9 protein-coding genes are annotated in these 7299 nt (G+C 42.3%); 6 read left to right on the plus strand and 3 right to left on the minus strand.

What is annotated here, in order from left to right:
- Nucleotides 1-153 precede the first annotated feature (153 nt).
- Nucleotides 154-378: a hypothetical protein gene (locus B4J23_RS05705; protein ID WP_291359208.1), complete on the plus strand. Its 225-nt coding sequence runs from the start codon at nt 154-156 to the stop codon at nt 376-378.
- 275 nt (nt 379-653) lie between these two features.
- On the opposite strand, the gene B4J23_RS05710 is transcribed toward B4J23_RS05705, so the two are convergent.
- Nucleotides 654-1193: a DOMON-like domain-containing protein gene (locus tag B4J23_RS05710; protein ID WP_179992809.1), complete on the minus strand. Its 540-nt coding sequence runs from the start codon at nt 1191-1193 to the stop codon at nt 654-656.
- Between the two features lie 11 nt (nt 1194-1204).
- Nucleotides 1205-1528 (minus strand): ribosome assembly RNA-binding protein YhbY, encoded by a 324-nt coding sequence (gene yhbY, locus B4J23_RS05715; RefSeq protein WP_004784797.1) that lies wholly within the window; start codon nt 1526-1528, stop codon nt 1205-1207.
- Nucleotides 1529-1724: 196 nt separating this feature from the next.
- On the opposite strand from yhbY, the gene rlmE reads away from it, so the two are divergent.
- The 5 genes from rlmE to B4J23_RS05740 all read left to right on the plus strand — a co-directional run bounded on the left by rlmE (nt 1725) and on the right by B4J23_RS05740 (nt 6469).
- Nucleotides 1725-2375, plus strand: coding sequence for a 23S rRNA (uridine(2552)-2'-O)-methyltransferase RlmE (gene rlmE / locus B4J23_RS05720; protein ID WP_004784794.1), 651 nt, complete (start codon nt 1725-1727; stop codon nt 2373-2375).
- 133 nt (nt 2376-2508) lie between these two features.
- Nucleotides 2509-4398 (plus strand): ATP-dependent zinc metalloprotease FtsH, encoded by a 1890-nt coding sequence (gene ftsH, locus B4J23_RS05725; protein WP_034170205.1) that lies wholly within the window; start codon nt 2509-2511, stop codon nt 4396-4398.
- A gap of 106 nt (nt 4399-4504) precedes the next feature.
- Complete coding sequence (locus B4J23_RS05730) at nt 4505-5119, plus strand: GNAT family N-acetyltransferase (protein ID WP_291359212.1); 615 nt, start codon at nt 4505-4507, stop codon at nt 5117-5119.
- Nucleotides 5120-5197: 78 nt separating this feature from the next.
- Complete coding sequence (gene folP / locus B4J23_RS05735; protein WP_291359214.1) at nt 5198-6049, plus strand: dihydropteroate synthase; 852 nt, start codon at nt 5198-5200, stop codon at nt 6047-6049.
- 105 nt (nt 6050-6154) lie between these two features.
- Nucleotides 6155-6469 (plus strand): DUF5713 family protein, encoded by a 315-nt coding sequence (locus tag B4J23_RS05740; protein ID WP_125278212.1) that lies wholly within the window; start codon nt 6155-6157, stop codon nt 6467-6469.
- A gap of 28 nt (nt 6470-6497) precedes the next feature.
- On the opposite strand, the gene B4J23_RS05745 is transcribed toward B4J23_RS05740, so the two are convergent.
- Entirely contained in the window at nt 6498-7187 is a 690-nt protein-coding gene (locus B4J23_RS05745) for a hypothetical protein (protein ID WP_291359216.1), read from the minus strand.
- Nucleotides 7188-7299: the final 112 nt, after the last annotated feature.

Below are 7299 nucleotides of genomic sequence, written 5' to 3' on the forward strand. Positions count from 1 at the left end.
TTGATGGTAAAAGCTGAAAGTTCAGAAAAAAGCCCTGAGCTGAAGAGTTAAGGGAAGACGCTGACTTAAATTGCATGAAAGGAGAACTGGATACGTTCTCCTTTGTCTTTTTGAGGCAAAACGGACTCACAATAATAATGAAAGGGGGTCACGATGCAGCAGCATTATTTTGTAGGTGTACTTTGTTTACTGACGCTGATTATGATGCTTAATCTGGAAAGTTGGTTGATGCGTGCACTTTATCTCGGTGTGATGATGTTATGTCTGGGATTCTTTGGACTAACTTTTGGAACGATTATCCTGATCATCTTCATGTTAACTGTAATTTTTTATGCCGCGGTAAAATCAGTGCAGGACAATTACCGCTTACATCACTAAAATGTCGAAAACAATTAAAATGAACTCTTAGTCTATCAGCTTAAATAACGTTTAAATCATTATCAAAATAGCCAGCCCTAAGTGTTGAGAGCAGGCTAATTATTTCAATTTAATATTGACCTGAATCTACGTAGAGAAAATACAGAAAAATATTTTCTTCAAGCTATAACAGCGAACTTTGAGCGGATGATCCGGAAAAGCCCATAAAAAAACGTGAGACTTTAATGCTCACGTTTTTTAATATCTTTTTATCCAGCAAATACTTTTAATCTGCATTAAAAGACATGCAGCCAATCCCGTTTATTGTGGAAGTCTGCTTCTGGGCTGCTGTGCTGCATCGCAAAGTATTGATCGCCTTGTGAGGTTTTTAATACTGCTGTCAGACCAATAAACAGGTCTGCCCATTTAAGTTTATGCTCAACCATAAACTCGGTCAGATCCAGACTGACATTCAGACCATAATGGGTACGTTTAAGCTGATTCAGTTCGATATCGTATGCAGCAGGTGGCGGCATATCTTCCGGATAGCGATATTCCTCAAACTGATAGGCTTGCCAGGCCTGAGAAGGAGAGAGATTGATTTCACGATAATAATCTTCACCCTGAACCCCGATAAAGATTTCAAAGCAGGTCTGTTCCCACAAAAAATTACGACGGGGATGTGCAGTAACCATTTCTGGCCACAGCACGTACTGGTTGGGATCGCGCAACCAAAATCCGACATTCAAGCTGCATGGATTTTGCTGTTCGATGGCACCGACCAATGAGATTGCCTGAAAACGGCGATCAAATGCGCTGAGTTCGTAACTGGCCATAAATCCTGTACTTAGTTAGAAAGATGGGCAAAACGGACAAGATTGGATAACTTCTGGTTTTGCTTTGGTGCTTTCTTGTAAAGCAGCGCAATTTTACCAATAGTTTGTACCACTTCAGCACCTGTAGTTTCTGAAAGTTCAGCAATGAGTGCTGCACGTGCTTCACGGTCTTCAGCCACCACTTTTACTTTAATGAGTTCGTGATCATTAAGGGCACGATTTAGCTCTTCAACTACAGATTCAGTTAAGCCTTTGTCACCAAGCATTACAACCGGGTTTAATGCATGTCCAATTTGACGTAAACGCTTACGTTCCTGAATAGATAAAGACGCCATGAGAGATAACCTGATTTTTAAAACGGCTTAGTATAGCAAAAGCGAAAAATAAACGCTGTAAATTCTCAGGAAATAATCACTTGTAAATAATCGCAAATTACACCGGAATACTCAGATTTAGATACACATGTATACTGCAAAAAATGTGTTTTTCCCGTACAATGAATCATTAGAAGTTTTTTTTATTTAGAGAGTTATGGCAACACGCATTACCAACCAAAAGTTATCTAAAAGTAGTCGTGCGTGGATGAGAGAGCATCTTGATGACTTTTATGTGAAAAAAGCACAAAAAGAAGGTTATCGTGCCCGTGCTGCGTACAAGTTGCTAGAAATTCAGGAAAAATACGGCATTATCAAACCCGGCATGACTGTAGTGGACTTGGGTGCTGCCCCAGGAAGCTGGTCCCAGATTGCCGGAAAACTGGTCGGTGATAAAGGTCTGGTGATTGCATCAGACATCTTGGAAATGGATGCGCTACCTGATGTGACTTTCTTGCAGGGTGATTTCCGTGAACAAGAAGTATTCGATAAATTGTTAAATATTTTAAACGGACGCACAGTAGACGTTGTAATTTCAGATATGGCCCCCAATACATCAGGTAATAGAGCTGTAGATCAACCACGTCAGATTTATTTATGTGAACTTGCTCTGGATTTTGCCAACAAGGTACTCGGTCCGAAAGGACAGTTTGTAGTGAAAGTATTCCAGGGTTCTGGTTTTGATGAATTTCGTAAAGAAGTCGTCAACAGTTTTGATGTATTGAAGACGATTAAACCTGCTGCATCACGTGCCCGTTCGAAAGAAGTGTTTTTGGTCGGACAGGGACGCAAGAAGGCTTTGAAATAAAGTTTACTTGCCAACACGTTAAAAATTGTGCATTTTGTAGGTTTTTACATTATTGCAAATTGATTTGCAGCTTATTGATTAAGGTCACCCTTCGAGGGCATGATCAAATTAGATTGGAATGGGAAATAAAGCTTTGAGCGATCTTTTTAAGAATGCCGTATTGTGGCTCGTGATACTGGGTGTGCTGGTGTTAATCTTCAGCAACGTCAGTGACCGCAATCAACCGACTACAATGAACTATTCGGAGTTTGTTGCCGCGGTCAATGCTGGCCAAATTAAACAAGTTACAATTGATGGCGAAAGAATTCGCGGTGAAAAATCAAACGGTTCAGAGTTTGAAAGCATTCGCCCGGCAGTTCAAGACCCAGAACTGATGCCAAGCCTGATTAAAAATAATGTGGTCGTTGAAGGTGAAGCGCCTCAACGTCAAGGCTTGCTCATGCAATTGCTGATTGCAAGTTTCCCTGTGCTTCTAATCATTTTGTTATTTATGTTCTTTATGCGCAACATGGGTGGCGGTGCAGGCGGTAAAAATGGCCCGATGAGCTTTGGTAAATCTAAAGCGAAAATGCTATCTGAAGACCAGATCAAAGTGACATTTACTGATGTTGCCGGCTGTGATGAAGCAAAACAGGAAGTAGTCGAAATCGTTGACTTCCTGAAAGATCCTGCAAAATTCAAACGTCTGGGTGCGACTATTCCTAAGGGCGTCCTGATGGTGGGTCCTCCAGGTACAGGTAAAACCTTGCTGGCTAAAGCCATTGCGGGTGAAGCAAAAGTTCCATTCTTTAGTATCTCAGGTTCTGACTTCGTTGAAATGTTTGTCGGTGTCGGTGCATCACGTGTACGTGACATGTTCGAACAGGCAAAACGTCATGCGCCATGTATCATCTTCATTGATGAGATTGATGCAGTCGGTCGTCATCGTGGTTCAGGTACTGGCGGCGGTCATGATGAACGTGAACAGACTCTGAACCAGATGCTGGTAGAGATGGACGGTTTTGAAGGCAATGAAGGCATTATTGTCATCGCTGCAACTAACCGTGCTGATGTACTGGATAAAGCTTTACTTCGTCCAGGCCGTTTCGACCGTCAGGTGATGGTAGGTTTGCCAGATATTAAAGGTCGTGAGCAAATCCTGAATGTACACTTGAAGAAACTTCCTTCTACTACTGGTGTAGATGTCAAAGTGCTTGCTCGTGGTACACCAGGCTTCTCAGGTGCACAGTTGGCCAACCTTGTAAACGAAGCGGCATTATTTGCTGCACGTCGTAACAAGAACACAGTCGACATGCATGACTTTGAAGATGCGAAAGACAAACTGTACATGGGTCCTGAACGTAAATCGATGGTACTTCGTGAAGAAGAACGTCGTGCTACGGCTTACCATGAAGCAGGTCATGCGATTGTGGCAGAAATGCTTCCAGGTACAGACCCTGTGCATAAAGTTACCATCATGCCGCGTGGTTGGGCATTGGGTGTCACTTGGCAGTTACCTGAGTTTGACCAAACCAGCCATTATAAAGACAAGATGTTGAATGAACTTTCAATCCTGTTCGGTGGTCGTATCGCAGAAGAAGTGTTCATTAACCAGATGTCGACTGGTGCTTCGAATGACTTTGAACGTGCAACTAAAATGGCACGTGCGATGGTGACCAAATATGGTATGTCGGACAAGTTAGGCGTCATGGTCTATGAAGATGACTCGCAACAGTCATTTATGGGTAGCATTGGTACCCGTACGATTTCTGAGGCCACCCAACAACAGGTAGATGCGGAAGTTCGTCGCATCATCGATGAGCAATACAAGGTTGCACGCGATATCCTTGAAAATAACAAAGATATTGCCCATGCCATGGTGAAAGCGCTGCTTGAGTGGGAAACAATTGATCGTGAACAGATTCGTGACATTATGGAAGGTCGTGAGCCAAAACCACCTAAAGTTTATGTTTCAGACAATCCAGTGATTGATGTAACACCGACTGATGGTCCAATGACTCCTCCGCCATTACCAGCGAACTAAGTTAAAAATTAAAACCACCTTCGGGTGGTTTTTTTATGGCCATTGTTTTGTCATATCTAGTTGAATGCTATAGTCAATTTATAAAAATCAATGAGTAAAAATAAGAATGAATTTACTTGTTCTGGAATCCAGTATTTATCAGCTACGTTTGGAGCCACTGAGCTGGGAACATTTTGCAGACTTAGAAAATGCATGTGCCGAAAGGGACTTGGGGGAAGTGTTATATAATTCGGTACCTTACCTACATAAACTTAAACACTACTTTACCCAAGCTTTTGAACAGCAGTCCAAAGGTGAAAGAATGGCTTTTGCTGTGATTGATCTGAATTCGGGTCGCGCTATTGGTACCACTAGTTATCATGATATCAAGCCGGAAATTCCACGCGTTGAAATTGGCTTTACCTGGTATGCCAAACCTTATCAACGAACCTATGTAAACCGGGTCTGTAAATATCTTTTGTTGCAGCATGCATTTGAAGAGCTGAATGCTCAAGTGGTAGGCTTTCGGACTGATCATCTGAATCTTAAAAGTCAAAAAGCTATTGAAGCTCTGGGTGCCAAACAGGATGGCATCATTAGATGTCATATGCTGCGTAAAGATGGCGTGACACTCAGAGATAGCTATATCTATAGTATTTTAAAAAGCGAATGGGTTGATGTAAAAGCGTTACTGCAATCCAAGCTGATGCAATATTCCAATAAGAACTATTTTGAAATCTAGCTATTGAATAGATTGAGCTTTGCTTTATTGATCTTTCCATAAGACAATACCGGGGTTATTGTGAACTAGGATTGAACCATGCAGCTGAAGCCACTACGACCACAGATCTGGACTTTCGGTCATTTGAAACTGGATTTGTCTCAGCCGCATGTGATGGGAATTTTAAATGTGACTCCGGATTCCTTTAGCGATGGGGGGCTGCACAATCAGAAAGATCAGGCAGTAGTAAAAGCCCTGGAAATGATTGCTGATGGTGCCACCGTAATTGATGTGGGTGGTGAATCTACACGTCCAGGTGCATCAGTCGTGGAAGTTGAAGAAGAAATCCGTCGTGTTGTGCCTGTAGTTGAAGAACTGGCCAAGCATGATGTGATCATCTCGATTGATACTTCACAGCCAGAAGTGATTAAAGCAGCCGTGAAAGTGGGTGCACATATCTGGAATGATGTACGCGCGCTCACTCGTCCACAAGCGTTAGAGACGGCAGCAGAACTGAATATTCCGGTGATCATCATGCATATGCGTGGTGAGCCGACTACGATGAATAATCTGGATCAGTATGATGATGTAACTCAGGATGTGATTCGGGAACTGTCACAACGGGTTCAAGATGCTCTAGATGTCGGTGTTAAAGCTGAACATATCATGATTGATCCTGGTTTTGGATTTGCAAAAAATGCCCAGCAAAATTTAAAGCTGTTGCAAGAGTTTTATAAATTGACAGAAATGGGCTATCCGATTTTGTCTGCTTTATCCCGCAAACGTTTTATTGGTGCTGCTCTGAATGGTGCAGAACCACAAGCACGTGCAGTAGGTTCGGCTGCGGCGCATTTGCTGAGCATTCAGCAAGGTGCCTGTATGGTTCGAGCACATGATGTCAAGGTAACAGCAGACGCCATCAAAATCTGGAAAGCTATGCAAAATGCCTAAATCTGGGCTGAAAGACATATAGGAGCACAAGCTGTTTGGCTTTTAAACAGAAATGTGCTATACAGGCACGCTTAAGTTAGATTGTCATCTTTTAAAGTGCCTGTAATGTTTGCAGATTTACTTCTCCCCATGTTCGATGATGAATATTATCCCGATATTCTGGTTGCAGAAATCAAGCAACACATCGAACGTTTTGCTTCAAAAGTATCTAAATCCGGTTTATCAGATCAGGATGTATATCAGCTGGCCCATGAGACTGTGGCAGACATCAATGCCATGAAGCCACAGTTTGAAGATCTGGACTCTTCTCTGGATGATACTGCCGCAGACTATATTGCCGAGGCCATGATGATGGTCGTGCAAGAGCAGGGTCTGTTTGATATTGAAATGGAAGAACTGGTCGTTAACCGCGAATGGTAAAAAAAAGCCCTGTTAAACAGGGCTTTTTTTAATGATCTGAAAATACGTCTTTTAAATTTTTATAATGAATTTCATCTAGTAATTTCTGTTCTTCCAGCATGCAACTACGATGCAAATCCAGATAATACTGTTTTAAATCTTTTTGATAAGGCACCGGTTCCGGCTCTTTGCTTTGCGACTGCTGATAAGACCAGTAAGCCAGTTGACGGATTTTCTGCAAACGTACCAAAAGGGTGCTGCGAGTCGAAACTCTAAAGCAAGGCTCGACTAAAACTGGTACGAGGCTACTGAAAGCAAGCAGGGCTAAGCAAGGCAAAGTAATAAATGCTGAGTGAAAATACTGATAATTTGTAAATGACAGAATCGCAATCAGGGTTTGCATATACAGGCAGAGTTGTAAACGCTTGGCATAGCGAGCAGAACTGTATTTCGCCTGAAACTGGGCGCGCCAGATATAAGGATAGAGCATGCCGATCATGACAATCGTACCAGCACTGAGCGCCTGATATTTTGAAGTCACAAAGTCAGGATAAAACGGCAGCGAAAAACACAGGCAGCAAAAACCTGTGATCATGATCAGAATACCGATACGTAAATACAGATATAGATCAGTGGTCTGGTTCAAATATTTATAACGGCCATAGCTGAGGCTGCAAAAGAATGCATCAGGATGGCGTAATTGCAATCTGGCTAGATCAAAAGAACGGGATGCAGACATGGGGAGGGCACATTCTATTGGTGATAATCACGCATAAAAAAACCAGCTGAATGCTGGAGATTTTTCATTGCACCATTGTAATCAGAATTAAAATGGTGCCCGAGGCCAGACT

The sequence above is a fragment of the Acinetobacter sp. UBA3025 genome, from assembly GCF_002367915.1.
Taxonomy (GTDB): Bacteria; Pseudomonadota; Gammaproteobacteria; order Pseudomonadales; family Moraxellaceae; genus Acinetobacter.

Excerpts from the sequence above, each read along its gene's own strand:
- B4J23_RS05745 (WP_291359216.1), bottom strand. The coding sequence starts at position 7,187 with ATGTCTGCATCCCGTTCTTTTGATCTAGCCAGATTGCAATTACGCCAT.
- B4J23_RS05730 (WP_291359212.1), top strand. The coding sequence starts at position 4,505 with ATGAATTTACTTGTTCTGGAATCCAGTATTTATCAGCTACGTTTGGAG.
- B4J23_RS05740 (WP_125278212.1), top strand. The coding sequence starts at position 6,155 with ATGTTTGCAGATTTACTTCTCCCCATGTTCGATGATGAATATTATCCC.
- B4J23_RS05705 (WP_291359208.1), top strand. The coding sequence starts at position 154 with ATGCAGCAGCATTATTTTGTAGGTGTACTTTGTTTACTGACGCTGATT.
- rlmE (WP_004784794.1), top strand. The coding sequence starts at position 1,725 with ATGGCAACACGCATTACCAACCAAAAGTTATCTAAAAGTAGTCGTGCG.
- folP (WP_291359214.1), top strand. The coding sequence starts at position 5,198 with ATGCAGCTGAAGCCACTACGACCACAGATCTGGACTTTCGGTCATTTG.
- yhbY (WP_004784797.1), bottom strand. The coding sequence starts at position 1,528 with ATGGCGTCTTTATCTATTCAGGAACGTAAGCGTTTACGTCAAATTGGA.
- B4J23_RS05710 (WP_179992809.1), bottom strand. The coding sequence starts at position 1,193 with ATGGCCAGTTACGAACTCAGCGCATTTGATCGCCGTTTTCAGGCAATC.